At 71.4% G+C, this 17,318-nt stretch carries 17 protein-coding genes; 8 read left to right on the top strand and 9 right to left on the bottom strand.

Annotated elements, in window-relative coordinates; translation table 11 throughout:
- Positions 1-12: 12 nt before the first annotated feature.
- Positions 13-696, top strand: coding sequence for a glycerophosphodiester phosphodiesterase (locus tag GHR20_RS10410; protein ID WP_153813018.1), 684 nt, complete (start codon positions 13-15; stop codon positions 694-696).
- Here GHR20_RS10410 and GHR20_RS10415 read toward each other — a convergent pair.
- Genes GHR20_RS10415 through GHR20_RS10440 form a run of 6 tightly spaced genes read right to left on the bottom strand, consistent with a single transcriptional unit; the run spans position 693 to position 6,777 of the window.
- A complete protein-coding gene (locus tag GHR20_RS10415; protein ID WP_153813019.1) occupies positions 693-2,300 on the bottom strand; it encodes a fused response regulator/phosphatase in 1,608 nt (535 codons plus the stop codon). The genes GHR20_RS10410 and GHR20_RS10415 overlap by 4 nt on opposite strands.
- Positions 2,297-4,111, bottom strand: coding sequence for an ATP-binding protein (locus tag GHR20_RS10420; RefSeq protein ID WP_153813020.1), 1,815 nt, complete (start codon positions 4,109-4,111; stop codon positions 2,297-2,299). The genes GHR20_RS10415 and GHR20_RS10420 overlap by 4 nt, the downstream gene beginning before the upstream one ends.
- Entirely contained in the window at positions 4,108-5,151 is a 1,044-nt protein-coding gene (locus GHR20_RS10425) for an ATP-binding protein (RefSeq protein ID WP_343336000.1), read from the bottom strand. The genes GHR20_RS10420 and GHR20_RS10425 overlap by 4 nt, the downstream gene beginning before the upstream one ends.
- Entirely contained in the window at positions 5,148-5,567 is a 420-nt protein-coding gene (locus GHR20_RS10430; protein ID WP_148025226.1) for an anti-sigma regulatory factor, read from the bottom strand. Before GHR20_RS10430 ends, GHR20_RS10425 begins: the two co-directional genes overlap by 4 nt.
- On the bottom strand, positions 5,564-5,932 hold the full coding sequence (locus GHR20_RS10435) for an STAS domain-containing protein (RefSeq protein WP_111585614.1): 369 nt from the start codon (positions 5,930-5,932) through the stop codon (positions 5,564-5,566). The genes GHR20_RS10430 and GHR20_RS10435 overlap by 4 nt, the downstream gene beginning before the upstream one ends.
- Entirely contained in the window at positions 5,929-6,777 is an 849-nt protein-coding gene (locus GHR20_RS10440; protein ID WP_153813022.1) for an STAS domain-containing protein, read from the bottom strand. Before GHR20_RS10440 ends, GHR20_RS10435 begins: the two co-directional genes overlap by 4 nt.
- Positions 6,778-6,972: 195 nt before the next feature.
- Between GHR20_RS10440 and GHR20_RS10445 the strand changes: the two genes are divergently transcribed.
- Positions 6,973-7,404 (top strand): ATP-binding protein, encoded by a 432-nt coding sequence (locus GHR20_RS10445; protein WP_111585612.1) that lies wholly within the window; start codon positions 6,973-6,975, stop codon positions 7,402-7,404.
- On the opposite strand, the gene GHR20_RS10450 is transcribed toward GHR20_RS10445, so the two are convergent.
- Entirely contained in the window at positions 7,352-7,873 is a 522-nt protein-coding gene (locus GHR20_RS10450; protein WP_111585611.1) for a hypothetical protein, read from the bottom strand. The two genes, GHR20_RS10445 and GHR20_RS10450, sit on opposite strands and share 53 nt — an antisense overlap.
- A 170-nt stretch (positions 7,874-8,043) precedes the next feature.
- On the opposite strand from GHR20_RS10450, the gene GHR20_RS10455 reads away from it, so the two are divergent.
- From GHR20_RS10455 to GHR20_RS10470, 4 genes are read left to right on the top strand one after another with little or no spacing between them, the layout of a single operon-like run.
- On the top strand, positions 8,044-9,021 hold the full coding sequence (locus GHR20_RS10455; protein ID WP_153813023.1) for a GNAT family N-acetyltransferase: 978 nt from the start codon (positions 8,044-8,046) through the stop codon (positions 9,019-9,021).
- The gene (locus GHR20_RS10460; protein ID WP_153813024.1) at positions 9,018-10,334 is read left to right on the top strand and encodes an extracellular solute-binding protein; all 1,317 of its coding nucleotides are present in this window, start codon (positions 9,018-9,020) and stop codon (positions 10,332-10,334) included. Before GHR20_RS10455 ends, GHR20_RS10460 begins: the two co-directional genes overlap by 4 nt.
- Entirely contained in the window at positions 10,331-11,284 is a 954-nt protein-coding gene (locus GHR20_RS10465) for a sugar ABC transporter permease (protein ID WP_243877996.1), read from the top strand. Before GHR20_RS10460 ends, GHR20_RS10465 begins: the two co-directional genes overlap by 4 nt.
- Entirely contained in the window at positions 11,281-12,156 is an 876-nt protein-coding gene (locus GHR20_RS10470) for a carbohydrate ABC transporter permease (protein WP_148025232.1), read from the top strand. Before GHR20_RS10465 ends, GHR20_RS10470 begins: the two co-directional genes overlap by 4 nt.
- A gap of 221 nt (positions 12,157-12,377) precedes the next feature.
- On the opposite strand, the gene GHR20_RS10475 is transcribed toward GHR20_RS10470, so the two are convergent.
- Together GHR20_RS10475 and GHR20_RS10480 are read right to left on the bottom strand one after the other, a co-directional pair.
- On the bottom strand, positions 12,378-13,568 hold the full coding sequence (locus tag GHR20_RS10475; protein WP_153813026.1) for an extracellular solute-binding protein: 1,191 nt from the start codon (positions 13,566-13,568) through the stop codon (positions 12,378-12,380).
- 162 nt (positions 13,569-13,730) lie between these two features.
- Positions 13,731-15,167 (bottom strand): gamma-aminobutyraldehyde dehydrogenase, encoded by a 1,437-nt coding sequence (locus tag GHR20_RS10480; protein WP_111585605.1) that lies wholly within the window; start codon positions 15,165-15,167, stop codon positions 13,731-13,733.
- 206 nt (positions 15,168-15,373) lie between these two features.
- Here GHR20_RS10480 and GHR20_RS10485 point away from each other — a divergent pair, with 206 nt between their 5' ends.
- Together GHR20_RS10485 and GHR20_RS10490 are read left to right on the top strand one after the other, a co-directional pair.
- A complete protein-coding gene (locus GHR20_RS10485; RefSeq protein ID WP_111585604.1) occupies positions 15,374-15,892 on the top strand; it encodes an Lrp/AsnC family transcriptional regulator in 519 nt (172 codons plus the stop codon).
- Positions 15,877-17,259 carry an aspartate aminotransferase family protein gene (locus GHR20_RS10490; protein WP_241670747.1) on the top strand — a complete coding sequence of 461 codons (1,383 nt, stop codon included), beginning with the start codon at positions 15,877-15,879 and terminating at the stop codon, positions 17,257-17,259. The genes GHR20_RS10485 and GHR20_RS10490 overlap by 16 nt, the downstream gene beginning before the upstream one ends.
- Positions 17,260-17,318 lie beyond the last annotated feature (59 nt).

Consider the following 17,318-nt stretch of genomic DNA (forward strand, 5'->3'; position numbering starts at 1 on the left):
ACAATGGAGGCCATGCAGACCGTGACCGCCGTGGCCCACCGCGGCGACCCCTACCGCTTCCGTGAGAACACCCTCGACTCGCTGCGCTCCGGTCTCGACCGGGGCGCGGACGCCGTCGAGCTCGATGTCCGGCTCACCCGCGACGGCGTGCCCGTGCTGCTGCACGACGACACGCCGAAGCGGCTGTGGGAGGTGGACCGGCCGCTGAGCGCGCTGTCCGCCGAGGAGCTGCGCGGGCTCACCGGCGGCGGGGTGCCGACGCTGGCCGAGGCGCTCGCCGCGACCGGGGAGAGCCGGGTGATGGTGGATCTGTGCGGGCGGGTGACGCGGCGGACGATGGACCGGATCCTGGACGTGGTCCGGCAGAGCGGGGCAGGGGAGCGGGTGTACTACAGCGCGGGCGCGGAGACGATGCTCACCGTGCGCGCCGCGGACCCGGCCGCGGAGATCGCGCTGACCTGGACCACCCTGGCCCCGCCGCGCCCCGCGCTGCTGGCCGCGATCAACCCCCGCTGGCTCAACTACCGCTTCTCCCTGGTCGACCACGACCTGATCGCCCAGGTGCACCGCGCCGGCCGGCTCGTCTCGGTGTGGACCCCGGACACCCGGCGCTCCCTGCGCCGGCTGATGGCCCTGGGCGTCGACTCGATCACCACGAACCGCATCGACGTCCTGCACGAGCTGCGCTCCCGCTAGGACGCGCGGTCCGCCCGCCGCGTGCACGGCCTGTTCAGCCGCACGGCCATCAGGGCCACGTCGTCGCTGCCGTCGGGGGTCAGGCCCTGGAGGAGGTGGGCACACGCCTCCTCCGGGTCCGCGGGGGCCGCCCGGACCACCGCGTCGAGGCGTTCCAGGGAGCGTTCCAGGTCCTCGTGCCGGCGCTCGATCAGTCCGTCGGTGACGAGGACGACCAGGGTCCCGGGCGCCAGGGTGAGCCGGCGGGCGGGCGGATGGGGCAGTCCGAGGCCGAGCAGGGGGCCGTGCTCGCGCACATAGCGGGTCGTCCCGTCCGGACTTCGCAGCAGCGGCGGCAGATGGCCGGCGTTCGCGACATGGACGAGGTGGGTGTCGAACTCGATCAGCAGGACGCAGAGCGTGACGGTCGCGCCCGGCGCCACGGACGTGATCAGGTGGTCGAGGCGGTCCAGGATCGCCTCGGGTGAGTGGCCCTCGACGGCGTAGGCGCGCAGCGCGTGGCGGACCTGGCCCATCACCATGGCGGCGTCGAGGGAGTGCCCGGCCACGTCGCCGACGGCCACCACCAGCCCGTCGGGCGTGCTGATCGCCTCGTAGAAGTCGCCGCCTATCTCGGTGCGTTCGCTGGCGGGCAGATAGCGCACGGCCAGATCCGCCCGGGCGGTCTCCGGCAGCCGCTCCGGCAGGAAGCTCCGCTGGAGGGTGAGGGCGAGGGCGTGTTCCTCGCTGAAGCTGCGCAGCGCCTCCAGCGCGAGCGCGCTGGCCTGGGTGAGCTGGGTCAGCAGCTGCTCGTCGTCCTGGGTGGTGACGGCGTCCACCGGCGCCACGATCGCCACGGGCGGCCGGTCGGCCCGGGTGCGGCCGATGACGGTGCGCCGCCGGGCGGGCTCCCCCAGCGCGGGCGGCAGCGGGAGCAGGTCCAGGTCGGGCAGCTCGGCGTCCTCGTCGCCCGGCCGGTGGGGCAGGGCGGTCGTCGTCGTGTGCGCCCCCGCTCCTCGTTCGCGCCGGGTGCGGGCGATCAGGGGGGTGCCCTGCGGGGTGGTGAGGAGTGCGGCCACGTCGCGGCGCAGGACGGCGGCGGCGCCCTCGGCCGTCACCTTGGCCAGCTCCTGGGCGTCGGCGGCGCTGTACATCGCCAGGGTGGTGCGGTTGAGCAGGTGCAGCCGGTCCGCGAGGAGTTCGGCGCGGCGGCGGGCGCGGGCGTAGCGCAGGGTCGCCGTGACCGTCGCGAGCAGCTCGTCGGGGGCGACGGGCTCCACGAGGTAGGCGTCGGCGCCGCGGTAGAGCCCCTGGGCCCGGTCGTGCACGCTGATGGCCGAGGCGGAGATGTTGATGACGGGCAGGGCCGCGGTGGCGGGGTTGCTCTTGATGCGTTCGCACACCTCGAAACCCGTCATGTCGGGCAGTCCCACGTCGATGATGGCGATCTCCGGCCCGGGGCAGAGGCCGTCGAGCAGTTCGAGCGCGCGGGTGGCGTCCTCCGCCTCGGTGACGTGGTGCCCGCCGCGGCGCAGCGTGGTGGACAGGACGTACCGGTTGGTGGAGAGGTCGTCGACCACCAGGATGTGCGCGGGGGCGTGGTCCGGGTCGGGCTGGTGGTTCATCGACGTTCCTCGGCGGGGGACGGCAGCGGAGACCGGGCGGCCGGCCGTCGGGCGGCCGCCGTGTACTCCTCCTGCCCCAGACTGGCGGCGAGGATCGCCGGGGTGAGGCGGGACTTGTTCAGCACGGCGCGGACCGGGGCGAGGCGTACGTGGTCCACGTCGGCGGGTTCCAGCGCGGTGACGACGATCACGGGCACCTCGGCGGTGGCCGGGCAGTCGGCCAGTCGCCGCCGCACCTGGTAGCCGCTCGCGCCGGGCATGTTGAGGTCGAGTACGACGACGTCCGGCCGCTCGTGTTCGACGGCGGCGACGACGGCTTCGCTGTCGGTGAGCACGGTGACGGACCCGGCGAGTTCCGCCAGCAGGGCCCGGAAGCCGGTCAGCCACGCCTCGTCGTCGTCGACGACCAGCACGGAGCGCACCACGGGCGCCGTCTCGCGCGGCGGCGGGAGGAGGGCCGGGATGTCGATGACGACCCGGGTGCCCTGTCCCACCTCGCTGTCGAGCGTCAGGGTGCCCTTCAGCAGCTCGGTCAGCCGGCGGGCGTAGGGCAGTCCGAGGCCGGTGCCCGCCCGGCCGCGCTGGTGCGGCCCCCGTACCTGGTAGAACTCCTCGAAGACGCGGTCGAGTTCGTCGGCCGGAATCCCGACCCCGGTGTCGCGGACCGTGAGGACGAGGCGCGGCCCGCGCTCGTCCTCCTGCTCGGTGATGTCGAGCTGGACCGAGCCCTCGACGGTGAACTTCAGCGCGTTCGACAGCACGTTGCGCAGGATGCGGGTCAGCATGACCTCGTCCGTGACCAGGGGCGCCCGCTGGATGTGGTCCGGGATGCGCAGCGCGACGCCGGCCTGCGTGGTGCCCCGCAGCGTGCCGCGCAACTGGTGCAGCAGCGCCCGCAGATCGGTCGCGGCGGGCTGGGGTTCGAGGCGGCCCGACTCCGCCTTGGCGACGTCGAGCAGTTCGTCCACGAGCGCGAGCAGGGTGCTGCCCGACGCCTGGACGAGCGCGATCTGCTGGCGCTGCTCGTCGGTCAGCGGCTCCGCGCGGGAGTCGAGCAGCAGCCGGGCCAGGGCGATGACCGAGTTCACCGGGGAGCGCAGCTCATGGCTGACGTTGGCCCAGAAACGGGTCTTGTACGCGTGGGCGAGTTCGAGCTGCCGGGTCTTGTCCTCCAGTTCGGCGTAGAGCGCGACCACCCCGCTGTTGGTGGCCTGGAGTTCGCTCGTCAGCTCGGAGTACAGCGCCATGACACCGGCGTTCGTCTCCTCCAGCTCCGCGTTCAGCCGCTGGAGTTCCTCCTGCTGGTGCTGGGACTCCTCCAGGGCGGCCAGCAGCTGGTGGTTCTGGGTGCGCAGGGTCTCCACCAGGTCGGCCCGCGAGTCGTCGCCGGCGAGCCTGCCGCGCAGTTCGAGGGCCAGCTCCCCGAGGGCCGCGGCGGGTGTGGGCGTGCGCTGCGCGAGCAGGAGTTCCTGTCCGGTGCCGTCCGGCGCGGACCGCAGCCCGCTGTCGTCCAGCAGGCGGCCGGCCGCGTCCAGCAGGCGCGACGGCGGCCGGGAGGCGCCCCGCCAGCCGAGGCGTACGGCCAGCACGACGGTGCCGGAGCCCTCCAGGCACAGCCGCGCGGTGAGGCCGGGCGCACCCAGCAGGCTCTCCCCGGCCTCGCTCACGACGGTGGTCATCCGTACCAGCGGGCTGCCGGTCAGCCCGGCGGCCCGGCACACCGACTGGGTGGACCGGCGCAGGGCGATCACATCGCTCCCCTCCCGCAGGGCGATCGTGAACACCTCGTGGCCGGCCGGCCCCGGGGTCATGGCCGCTGCCCACGCACGGCGACCACGATTCCGGCGTCGTCCCTGCGTACGGCGGCCTGGTTGAGGATCTGCGCGGCGACCAGCGAGGGGTCCTGGCCGAACAGACCGGGGAGGTCCGCCGGCTTCCAGCGGTCGCTGAGGCCGTCGGAGTGCATGACGAGGGCGGACCCGGGCGGGAACGCGGCCTCGAAGGTCCGCAGGCGGGGCAGTTGCGCGCCCGCGATCCCGGGCACGGACAGCAGCCCGCTGCGGCCGCCCTCGGTGGCGACCAGCGCGCTGATGTTGCCGACCCCGCTCAGCCGTACCCGCTCCTCCCCCAGGTCGACCAGGGCGATCGCCACGGCCGCCCCGCGCGTCCCGCGCAGGCCGAGGTGCACGTCCCCGAGGACGGCCGCCGGATCCATGTGCCGGCTGTCGCGGAACGCCTCCCGGGCCCGGTCGGCGGCCCGCGCCGCGAGCGGCCCGTGGCCGAGCCCGTCGCACATCATCAGCGTCAGGGCGCCCGGGCCGTGGCCGCCGACCGCGCGCACGGCCCAGGAGTCCCCGCACACCTGCTCGCCGGTGATCGGGCGGGTCAGCCCGCCGGTCGCCACCGGCTCCGGGCGCGCCCCGTCGGCCGGGCCCGCCCAGAAGCGCGCGTAGACGACCGTGCCGCGCCCGCGCAGGGAGTGCACCCCGGACTCGTCGGCCAGCCGCCCGATGGCGCCCAGGCCGATGCCCAGGGTGCCGGTGGCGGACGTGCCGTCGCGCAGTGCCCGGGGGACGTCGTCGATGCCGGGCCCGTTGTCGAGGGAGAGGCACTCCACGGCCGCGCGGTCACGGGCGCGCACCACCCGCAGGGCGAGCGCGCCGTCGTGGGCGTGCTTGAGCAGATTGGTCGCCAGCTCCGTGACGCACAGTTCGAGGCGGGCCGTGTGCTCAGGGGAGAGGTGGACGCCACGGGCGAGCTGGGCGGCCTGATGACGTGCGGCGGCCGCCAGCGCGACATCCGCGCGCAGCCAGCAGACATCGCCGGCCTCGGCGACGAAGGTGCTGGTCACCTGCCCCACTTCACAATGCGCACCGTGGTGCCCGACGGCCCCGTCTCGATGTCGAACTCGTCCACGAGCCGCTTGGCCCCGCTGAGTCCGAGTCCCATGCCGTTGCCCGAGGTCCAGCCGTCGGTCATCGCCACCTCGATGTCCGGGATGCCCGGTCCCTGGTCGCGGAACTCCACGAAGATCCCGGAGCGGCCCCCGTCCGTGACGGCCGCCACGCGCACCACGCCACCGCCGCCGTAGATCAGCATGTTGCGGCCCAGCTCGCTGGCCGCGGTGACCAGCTTCGTCTGGTGCACGAGCGACATGCCGCTGCGCTGGGAGAGGGTGCGCACGGTCTGCCGCGCGGAGACGACATCGCTGCTGTTGGCGACCGGTATGGCCTCGGCCACGACGTTCGTGGCGCCGAAGTCCCTCATGCGCGTTCTGCGCCGAGGCGGCGCAGCAGCTTCAGACCGCGCTCGAGGTTGAGAGCGGTACGGACTCCGTTGAGGGACAGCCCCAGCTCGACGAGGGTCATGGCGACGGCGGGCCGCATGCCGACGACGATGGTCTCGGCGCCGAGGACCCGGGAGATGGAGGCGTTGGTGGCCAGCATGCGGCCCACGAACGAGTCCACGATCTCCAGGGCCGAGATGTCGATGACGACACCCTTGGCCCCCGTGTCCACGATCCGGTTGGACAGGTCCTCCTGGAGGTCCATCACCATCTGGTCCTCCAGATCCGTCTGGATGGACACCAGGAGGGTCTCGCCGATCTTGAGGACGGGAACGCGGTCGGTCACAGCAGACCCTTCAGATCGTCCTCGGTCTCCAGGGCGATCTCCTTCAGCGCCTGGCGGAGCGCGTCGGCCAGGGAGGAGTTGGTCGGGATGTCGCCGAACTCGATGCCGAGCGCCACGATCGTCTGGGCGATCTGCGGGCGGATGCCGGAGATGATGCACCGCGCGCCCATCATGCGGGCGGCGACGACGGTCTTCAGCAGGTGCTGGGCGACCTGGGTGTCCACCGTGGGCACACCGGTGATGTCGATGATGGCGTGCGTGGAGTCGGTGTCGACCAGGGTCTGGAGCAGCTTCTCCATGACGACCTGGGTGCGGGCCGAGTCGAGCGTGCCGACCAGCGGGACGCCGACGACCCCGTCCCACAGCTTGACCACCGGGGTGGACAGCTCCAGGAGCTGCTCCGCCTGCGAGGAGATGATCTCCTCCCGGGTGCGGACGTACGCCTCGGTCGTCAGCAGCCCGAGGTCGTCCAGCAGCCGGGCGAACTGGAGGTACGCCTGGACGGACGCGGTCTCACCGGCGAGGGAGGGCTCCAGCACCTCCTTGAGGGCGAAGACGCTCCGCGCGGTCTCGGTGGGCGTGAAGCCCTGGCGGGCCCGGCTGCGCGAGAGCTCGATCAGCAGGCTGCGCGCCTCGCCGAAGTGGTCCCCGCGGCCGTCGAGTCCGCCGATGGCGAGGGCCTTGAGGATGGCCTCGTACAACTCCCCCAGCTCGTACCCCAGTTCCGCCATGCTCAGCCGGCCCTGGAGGTCGTCGCCGATGGTCCTCGTCCACTGAGCGAGGAAGTCGTCACGCTGTGCGGTCAATATCTCGACCAGAAGGCGCGTGTTGGTCTCAGCCGTCACGTTGTCCTCACTCGATCTCCGTTTTGTGTACTGCCGGAGGAACGATACGACAATCAGCGATTCCCCCCTCGCGCGGCCCGGGCGCTTTTCCCGCACCTCGCGCCCGCCGCGATGTCCGTGCCACGCGCCTGGTGGCGTAGGCGCCGAACGCGGGCAGACGGAGAGAACATGGCCGACCGCCCCAGGAGGAGAAAAATGGAAGACCGCTCTTCGTTGAAGGCTGTGGGCTGGGCCCGCACCCTGCCCCTGAACAGCGGGGCGAAGGCGGCCAGGGACTGGACACGGGCGCATCTGGAGACGCTCGGCTGGACCCGGACCGCCCCGGACCTGGTGGATTCGATCGTACTGACCGTGTCCGAACTCGTGACCAACGCTCACGTCCATGCCCGCAGCACGGCGCAGCTGATCCTCACCTGGGACAACGGGTGCCTCCATGTGACCGTGCACGACTCCGATTCCACCCTGCCCCGGCAGCGGCAGCCCGGCGCCGACGCGCTGGGCGGGCGCGGCCTGCTCCTCGTCGACGCCCTCGCCCACGACTGGGAGATCCACCGCTGCCCCCGCGGCAAGGACGTCATGGCGTGCTTCCGGCCACCCGCGGCCCCGGCAGCGACTCAAGACGCTTGATCTTCGCGCGTACGACGTACAGCGGGATCACCCCGAGGACGCCGAAGGACATGTCGATCAGGCTCCACCAGAACGGGATGCCCCGGACCGGACCGCAGACGAGGGCGAGCGGGACGATGCCGGCGCAGGCGAGCATGCCGAACTCGATCACCCAGATGTTGCGCACCGGGTCGCGGAAGGGGCCGTAGAAGGCGACCGCGATGACGAGGTGGGCGAACGCCAGCCAGTCGGTGCCGTAGAGGACGAAGGGGTACTTCGCGTCGACGGCGTCGAGTCCGTCCCGTACCCGGGCGATCCAGCCCGTCAGCCCGGGCAGCAGATCCGGCGCCCCCAGCGCCCGCAACACGCTCTCCGTCCAGCGCAGTTCATGCACCAGCGGAAAGGCCGTGACCCCGCTCAGCACCAGACACACCACGAAGAAGACCAGCCAGCGGCGAATGCCCTTCAGGAGGGCGGCTCTGTCGCTCATGGGCAGAGCGTACGCTTGAATTGAACGCGTTCAAAACACGGCCCGGAAGAGAATCCGTACACGCGGTCGACGGAGTCCGGACGGGCCGTCAATCACGCACCACTCCCCCATATGCCTGTACATTCCGGATGTGCTCCTGAGCCGCGCCGCCGGGAAGGACGGGCCCGCCGATGGCATCGACTCCGTTCGGTGAGAGGGAGACCCGGGGGTTCCGGGCGGGTGACGGGCCGCCGCTCGTGGCCGCCTGGTGCCACAGCGCGCCGGCCGATCCGATCACCCCGGACCGCTTCCGCACCCTCGTGCTGCTCGACGGCAACTTCGACCCCGAGGGGCTCCGGGTCGCCGTGGCCGGCGGCCGCGTCCTCGGCGCCGCCTACGCGGTGCGCCGGCTGACCCCGGCGCACGGCACCGATCTGGAGTCCGAGCTGGGCTGGATCCCGTTCTTCTTCGTCGACCCGGCCGCCCGGGGCCAGGGGCTCGGCCGCCTGCTGCTGACGGACGCCCTCGACTGGCTGCGCGAGCACGGCCGTACCACCGTGGACTTCTCCTCCTACACCCCGCACTACATCCTCCCCGGCCTGGACGCCGCGGCCTACCCGGAGGCGGCGCGGCTCCTGGACTCGCTCGGGTTCCGGACGCGGTACGAGGCCGCCGCGATGGACCGCTCGCTGGTCGGCCACCGGATGCCGGACGCCGTCGCCCGGCGCCGGGACGAACTCACCGCCCAGGGCTACCGGTTCGGCACCCCGGCCGACGACGACCTGGTGGAGCTGATCGCGCTCGCCGGGAACCGCTTCACCCCGGACTGGGCGCGCGCGATCCGGGAATGCCTGGCGGGCGGGGCGCCACCGGACCGGATCGTCGTCGCCCGGGAGCCCGGGGGACGCCTCGCGGGGTGGGCGATGCACGGGGCGTACGAGTCGGCCCTCGAACGGTTCGGGCCGTTCGGGGTGCTGGAGGAGGCGCGCGGCACCGGGCTCGGCAAGGTCCTGCTCCATCTGGTCCTGGCCCGGATGCGGGCGCGCGGCGCGCACGGGGCGTGGTTCCTGTGGACCGGCGCGCGATCGCCCGCGGGCCACCTCTACCGCGCCGCCGGGTTCACCACGACCCGGGTGTTCCGGGTCCTGCGCCGGGAGGCCGCCCGGTGACACCGCGCCGACGCGGCCCGGACCGGCGGCACTTCGCGCTCGCGCTGCCCTCCGCCCTGCTCACCGCGGGCTGCGCCGCACCGCGCCAGGGCACCGGCCGGCCCGGGGACCCGATCGTCCTCACCCTGCTCTCGCACTACTCCAGCGGGGCGCTGAAGGCGGCGCTCCAGGAACCGGTGGACGAGTGGAACGCCACCCACGACCGGGTCAAGGTCCGTACGAAAGCGGTGGAGTTCACCGATCTGCTGACCACGTTCATGGTCCGGCAGGCGGCGGGGCAGGGCGCCGACATCATCCAGCCGTACTGCCTGTGGACCGGCCAGCTCGTCCGCGCCGGGGTGCTGCGGCCCACCCCGCCCGGGCACGCGGCGGAGATCCGGCGCGGCTACAGCCCGGCCGCGGTCGGCGCCGCGTCGGCCGGGGGCCGCGTCTACGGCTACCCCACCGAGGCGCAGACGTACGCCCTCTACTACAACGCGCGGCTGCTGCGCGCGGCCGGTGTCCGCCGGCCACCGCGCACCTGGCCGGAGCTGACCGAGGCGGCCGAGCGCACCACACGCCGGGACCGGTACGGCAACACGCTGGTGCAGGGATTCGGCCTCTCCTCGTACGACGACTCCACCACCGTCGGCCAGACCCTCGCGCTGCTGAACGCGGCCGGGGGCACGTTCGTGCGCGCGGACGGCCGGGGCACCGCGATCGACTCCCCGGCCGGGCGAGCGGTGTTCGAGCTGGAGCACCGTCTGGTGCGCCGCGGGGCGAGCGCTCCCGGTGTCAACGTCTACCAGGCGTTCCCCGCCGGGCGGGTGGCCATGGTGATCAGCGCGGGCTGGTGGACCGGCAGCCTGAAGCCGCTGATGGGCGCGGACTACCGGGACGTCGGCGTCGCGCCCGTGCCGGTCCCCCGCGCGGGCGGGAAGCCCGCCACGCTCGCCACCGGATTCCTGCTCGGGGTCAACACGGCCAGCCGGTTCCCGCGCGAGGCGTGGGAGTTCCTGCGCTGGCTCAACGCGGAGCGGACCGGCGCGCGGGGCGTGACCCGGATGAGCGCCCTCCAGGTGTCGGTGGGCTCGCTCACCGGCCGGGCGGGCGACATGCGGGCGCTGCTCGGCAGCGGCGGTGACCCGAATCTGCGGCCGTTCCTGGACGCGCTGGCGTACGCGGTGCCGGAGCCGAACGTGCCGGGCGCGCAGCAGGCCAAGACGCTGTTGCGCGCCAACATCGAGGCGCTGTGGACCGGACAGCGGTCGGTCGAACAGGCGCTGCGCACCACGCGCCGGCAGGTCGATCAGGAGGTGTCGCGCCTGTGGTGAACACGCTCGTCCCGGAGCGGGCGGACCGGCCCGCGTCCCGGGCCCGGCGGCCGGGGCCCGGCCTCGCCGCCCGGGCCCGCCGCCGGCAGACGGTGGTCGCCTATCTCTTCCTGGCGCCGACCCTGCTGTTCTTCGCGGTCTTCCTCGCCCTGCCGCTCGGCTTCGCGCTGCTGTTGTCGATGTCGCGCTGGGCCGGGTTCGATCTCGGGGACATCCGGCCGGTCGGCCTGGACAACTTCACGGGGCTGTTCGCGCGGGGCTCGACGTTCCTGACCCCGGTCCTCACCAACACCCTGCTGTTCGCGCTGGGGACGGTGGCCGTCGCGCTCGCGGGCGCGGTACTCGTCGCCACCTGCATCGACCGGCTGCGGTTCCAGGGGCTGTGGCGGACGCTGTACTTCCTGCCGATGGTGACGACCGTGGTCGCCGTCGGCAATGTGTGGAAGTACATGTACGAGCCGGGCGGCCTCGTCAACGGCGTCCTGAACGCCCTCGGGCTCGGCTCGGTCGCCTTTCTCCAGGACCCGCACACGGCGCTGCCCGCGGTGGTGGTCGTCCAGGCGTGGGCCTCGGCGGGGTCGGCGATCCTCGTCCTGACGGCGGGGCTGAAGTCGATCCCGCGCTCGTACTACGAGGCCGCGGAGCTGGACGGCGCCGGTGCCGCCACGGTCTTCCGGAAGATCACGCTGCCGTTGCTGCGGCCGTCGCTGCTGTTCGTGTGCGTCACCCAGTTCCTCACCGGGCTGCAGTCGTTCGCGCTGATCACGGTGATGACCAAGGGCGGCCCCGGGGACGCCACGGCGGTGGCGGCGCTGGAGATGTACCGGCAGGCGTTCTCGTACGGCGACTGGGGTACGGCGAGCGCGGCGGCCTTCGTGCTGTTCGTGGTGGTGCTGGTGATCACGCTGGCGCAGCTGTGGGTGTTCCGGCGCAGGGGGGAGGACACGTGAGCCGTCGTCGGCACGGGGTGCCGTGGGTGTCGTACCTCCTGGTCGTCTCCGGTGCCGTGCTCATGGTGGTGCCGTTCCTCGACATGGTGATGACGTCCTTCAAGGGGCCCGGAGAGTCGGGGAAGCTGCCGTACCGCTTCCTGCCCGAAGGGTTCGGATTCGGCAACTACCGTGCGGCCCTTGACCAGTTGGATCTGCCGGTGCTGTTCCGCAACAGCGTCACGGCGACGGCGCTGATCACCGGCTCGGTGCTGCTCACCTCGTCGCTCGCCGGGTACGCGCTCGCCAAACTCCGCTTCCCGGGGCGGGACTTCGTCTTCCGGCTGGTGCTGGCCACGATGATGTTCCCGCCGTTCCTCTTCTTCGTCCCGCACTTCCTGATCCTGGTGCACTGGCCGCTGGCGGGCGGCAACGACCTGCTCGGGCGGGGCGGCGCGGGGCTGACCGTGAGCATCGTGGCGCTCGTGATGCCGTTCCTCGTCAACGGGTTCGGGATCTTCCTGATGCGCCAGTTCATGGTCTCGGTGCCGGACGAGATCCTGGAGGCCGCCCGCCTCGACGGCGCGGGCGAGTTCACCCTCTGGTGGCGCATCGTCCTCCCCCAGACCAAACCGGTCCTCGTCACCCTCGCCCTGCTGACCTTCGTGGACTCCTGGAACGAGTACATCTGGGCCCTGCTGATCTCCACCGCCGACCCGGACGTGATGACCCTCCCGGTCGGCATCCAGCTCCTCCAGGACTACATCGACCCCACCCGCACCATGCCGGTCGTCATGGCCGGCCTGGTCCTGAGCATCCTCCCGGTCCTCGTCCTCTTCCTGCTGCTCCAGAAGCACTACATCCGGGGCGTGATGCTCAGCGGCCTGAAGTGAGACACCAGCGCGCGGATCACTCACCGGGGCGCGGGAACAGGGCCGGAACCAGGGCCGTCAGCCGAGTCGACAGGGCGTTGGCGGCCACGGCGATGTGGACGCCGTGCAGGATGCCAGAGCCTGCTGACCACCGATCACCGCCGACCGACGCGTGATCGCGTACTCGGTCCGTGTCGGCACGAGTTCGGAGGCAGTGGCGCGGCTCCTTTCCGTCTCCCGGCTCACAGACCCACGATCTGGTTCCAGCGGCGGGCGAATTCCACGCGTTGGGCGGAGGTGATGTCGCGGGCGATGGCGAGGCGGGAGCGCATCGTGGAGTCGGGGAAGATCAGGGGGTTGTCGGCGAGGGCCGCGGTGTCCTTGTCGGAGGCGTCCGCCAGGACGTCCTTGGCGGCGGGGACCGGGCAGACGTAGTTGACCCAGGCGGCCAGCTTCGCGGCGACCTCGGGCTCGTAGTAGTAGTCGATCAGCCGCTCGGCGTTGGCCTGGTGCCCGGCCCGGTCGGGGATCATCAGGGAGTCCGACCACAGCTCGGCGCCCTCCTCGGGGACGACGAAGCGGATGTCGGGGTTGTCCGCCTGGAGCTGGATGACGTCGCCCGAGTACGCCTGGCAGGCCAGGACGTCGCCGCTGACCAGGTCCTTGGTGTAGTCGTTGCCGGTGAAGCGGCGGATCTGGCCCCGGCGGACCTGCCGTTCCACCTCGTCGCACATGGTGTGGAAGTCGTGCGCGGTCCACCGGGTGACGTCCACGCCGTTGCCCTGCATCAGCAGCGCGAAGGACTCGTCCAGGCCGGACAGGAGGGTCACCCGGCCCTTGAGGTCGGGCGCCCACAGGTCCTTGACCGCGCGGATCTCCCGGCCGAGCTTCTTGCGGTTGTAGGCGATGCCGGTGATGCCGGACTGCCACGGCACGGTGAACCTGCGGCCCTTGTCGAAGGCGGGCGTGCGCAGCAGCGGGTCGAGGTACTTCGCCACGTTCGGCTGGTGCACGCGGTCCATCTCCTGCACCCAGCCCAGCCGTACGAACCGGGCGCACATCCAGTCGCTGATGACGATCAGATCGCGGCCGGTGGACTGGTGGTTCATCAGCGCGGGGCTGATCTTGCCGAAGAACTCGTCGTTGTCGTTGATCTCCTCGACGTACTCCACCCGTATCCCGGTGCGCTTCTCGAACGCGTCCAGGGTGGGCCGGCGATTCGGGTTCTTGTCGTCGGTGTCGATGTACAGCGGCCAGTTCGCCCAGGTCAGCCGGTGATCGGCGGCGGACTCGTCACTCACCGAGCGATCGCCTGGCCGGACGTAGGCGGCGGGCACTCCGCAGCCGGCCAGCGCGCCGAGCGCGGCGGTGCCGCCGAGCGCGCGCAGCAGGGAACGGCGGGACACGGTCGTACGCGAAGAAGTCTGGGGCACCCCGGAAGGATGCCGCTCCCCCGTCCGGACACACAATCGACGCTGCGTCGAGCGGGGAGGCCCCTGTCCGACACCTTGTCGATCAGCGGGGTTCACCGAAAAGGCGGCCCCCGCGCAGGAAGGTGCTCCTGCGCGGGGGCCGCCGGTGAGGTTCCGGGAGGGCTAGCCCAGCGACGTCATCACGTGCTTGATCCGGGTGTAGTCCTCGAAGCCGTACGCCGAGAGGTCCTTGCCGTAGCCGGACTTCTTGAAGCCGCCGTGCGGCATCTCCGCGACCAGCGGGATGTGGGTGTTGATCCACACGCAGCCGAAGTCCATCTTCTTGGACATGCGCATCGCGCGGGCGTGGTCCTTGGTCCACACCGAGGAGGCCAGGGCGTACTCCACGCCGTTGGCGAACTCGACGGCCTGGTCCTCGTCCGTGAAGGACTGGACGGTGATGACCGGGCCGAAGACCTCCTTCTGGATGATCTCGTCGTCCTGCTTGACGCCGGAGACCACGGTCGGGGCGAAGAAGTAGCCCTTGTCGCCGACCCGCTTGCCGCCGGCCTCCACCCGCGCGTGCGCGGGCAGCCGCTCGATGAAGCCCTCGACCTGCTTGAGCTGGTTGGGGTTGTTCAGCGGGCCGTAGAGCACGTCCTCGTCGTCCGGCTGCCCGGTCTTCGTCTCCTCGGCGGCCTTGGCCAGCGCGGCCACGAACTCGTCGTGGATCGACTCGTGGACGAGGACGCGGCAGGCGGCCGTACAGTCCTGGCCGGCGTTGAAGAAGCCCGCCACCGAGATGTCCTCGACGGCCTTGGGGATGTCGGTGTCCTCGAAGACGACGACCGGCGCCTTGCCGCCCAGCTCCAGGTGGACCCGCTTGAGGTCCTTGGACGCCGACTCGGCGACCGACATGCCGGCGCGCACGGAGCCGGTGATGGAGGCCATCGCCGGGGTCTCGTGCTCGACCATCAGACGGCCGGTGTCACGGTCGCCGCAGATGACGTTGAAGACGCCCTTGGGCAGCACCGAGCCGATGATCTCCGCGATCAGCACGGAGGAGGCGGGGGTGGTGTCCGAGGGCTTGAGGACGACCGTGTTGCCCGCGGCGAGCGCCGGGGCGAACTTCCATACGGCCATCATCATCGGGTAGTTCCACGGCGCGACCTGGGCGCAGACACCGATCGGCTCGCGGCGGATGATGGAGGTCAGCCCCTCCATGTACTCACCGGCCGACCGGCCCTCCAGCATCCGCGCCGCACCGGCGAAGAAGCGGATCTGGTCGACCATCGGCGGGATCTCCTCGGAGCGGGTCAGCCCGGTGGGCTTGCCCGTGTTCTCCACCTCGGCCGCGATCAGCTCCTCGGCCCGCTCCTCGAACGCGTCCGCGATCTTCAGCAGGGCGCGCTGGCGCTCGGCCGGCGTGGCGTCCCGCCAGGCGGGGAAGGCGCGGGCGGCGGCCTCCATGGCGGCGTCCACGTCCGCCGGTCCGGACAGCGGCGCGGTCGCGTACGCCTCACCGGTCGCGGGGTTGACCACCTCGGTGGTCCGTCCGTCGGCGGCGTCCCGGAACTCACCGTCGATGTAGTTGCGCAGACGACGCAGCTCGGTGCTCACTGCCGGCCTCCTGATCTGGTTCGAGGGTTCGAGCGGCCCAGCCCGGACGGCCGCTCGCGGCTGTCCGGTGACTGAGACACCCCACCCTAGTCGGCACCCCCACGTTTTCAACACCCCCAGTGCCGCCACTTCTGCGAAATCCGCAAGCTTTGATCCCTCAAACAACGAATTTCATCGATCGGGGCTTGCGAAACTGACGAGACCTCGTGCACAGTGGGCGCGTGGCCAGTCGAAGCGCAGACCAGAGGGACTCGCCCCGCGAGTCCAGGAACGGCAGTCCCACGTTGGACGCCGTCTCCCTCGCCATCATTCAGCAGCTCCAGGAGGACGGCCGTCGGCCGTACGCCGCGATCGGCAAGGCCGTCGGCCTGTCGGAGGCGGCCGTGCGCCAGCGCGTCCAGAAGCTGCTGGACCAGGGCGTGATGCAGATCGTCGCCGTCACGGACCCGCTCACCGTGGGCTTCCGCCGGCAGGCGATGGTGGGCATCCACGTCGAGGGCGATGTCGAGTCGATCGCTGACGTGCTGACTGACATGTCGGAAGTCGAGTACGTGGTGATGACCGCGGGCTCGTTCGACATCCTCGCCGAGATCGTCTGCGAGGACGACGACCACCTGCTGGACGTCATCAACAAACGCATCCGGGCCCTGCCCGGCGTGCGCTCCACCGAAAGCTTCGTGTACATGAAGCTGAAGAAGCAGACCTACATGTGGGGAACCCGATAACCGTGACCCAGAAGGACCTCAGCCGCACCGCGTACGACCACCTGTGGATGCACTTCACCCGCATGTCCTCGTACGAGAACTCTCCCGTCCCGACGATCGTCCGGGGCGAGGGCACCTACGTCTACGACGACAAGGGCAAGCGCTACCTCGACGGTCTCGCGGGCCTGTTCGTGGTCCAGGCCGGGCACGGCCGCACGGAGCTCGCCGAGACCGCGTTCAAGCAGGCCCAGGAGCTGGCCTTCTTCCCGGTGTGGTCCTACGCCCACCCGAAGGCCGTGGAGCTCGCCGAGCGCCTCGCCGACTACGCCCCCGGCGACCTGAACAAGGTCTTCTTCACCACCGGTGGCGGCGAGGCCGTCGAGACCGCCTGGAAGCTGGCCAAGCAGTACTTCAAGCTGACCGGCAAGCCCACCAAGTACAAGGTCATCTCCCGCGCGGTCGCCTACCACGGCACCCCGCAGGGCGCCCTGTCCATCACCGGTCTGCCGGGCCTGAAGGCCCCCTTCGAGCCGCTGGTGCCGGGCGCGCACAAGGTGCCCAACACCAACATCTACCGCGCGCCGATCTTCGGTGACGACCCGGAGGCGTACGGCCGCTGGGCCGCCGACCAGATCGAGCAGGAGATCCTGTTCGAGGGCCCGGACACCGTCGCCGCGGTCTTCCTGGAGCCGGTGCAGAACGCCGGCGGCTGCTTCCCGCCGCCGCCCGGCTACTTCCAGCGCGTGCGCGAGATCTGCGACAAGTACGACGTGCTGCTCGTCTCCGACGAGGTCATCTGCGCTTTCGGCCGCCTCGGCACGATGTTCGCGTGCGACAAGTTCGGCTACGTCCCGGACATGATCACCTGCGCCAAGGGCATGACCTCGGGCTACTCCCCGATCGGCGCCTGCATCATCTCCGACCGCCTGGCCGAGCCGTTCTACAAGGGTGACAACACCTTCCTGCACGGCTACACCTTCGGCGGCCACCCGGTCTCCGCGGCCGTGGGCCTCGCCAACCTCGACCTGTTCGAGCGCGAGAACCTCAACCAGCACGTGCTGGACAACGAGGGCAACTTCCTCCAGACGCTCCAGAAGCTGCACGACCTGCCGATCGTCGGCGACGTCCGCGGCAACGGCTTCTTCTACGGCATCGAGCTGGTGAAGGACAAGGCCACCAAGGAGTCCTTCAGCGACGAGGAGACCGAGCGCGTCCTGTACGGCTTCCTCTCCAAGGCGCTGTTCGAGAACGGCCTGTACTGCCGTGCCGACGACCGCGGCGACCCGGTCATCCAGCTCGCCCCGCCGCTGATCTCCAACCAGGAGACGTTCGACGAGATCGAGCAGATCCTGCGGGCCACCCTCACGGAGGCGTGGACCAAGCTGTAATCAGCTGACAGTGTGACCGCGACCGGCCCCGGAGCCGCCCGTTCGAGTGAGAACGGGGG

It is taken from the genome of Streptomyces sp. SUK 48 (assembly GCF_009650765.1).
GTDB lineage: Bacteria > Actinomycetota > Actinomycetes > Streptomycetales > Streptomycetaceae > Streptomyces.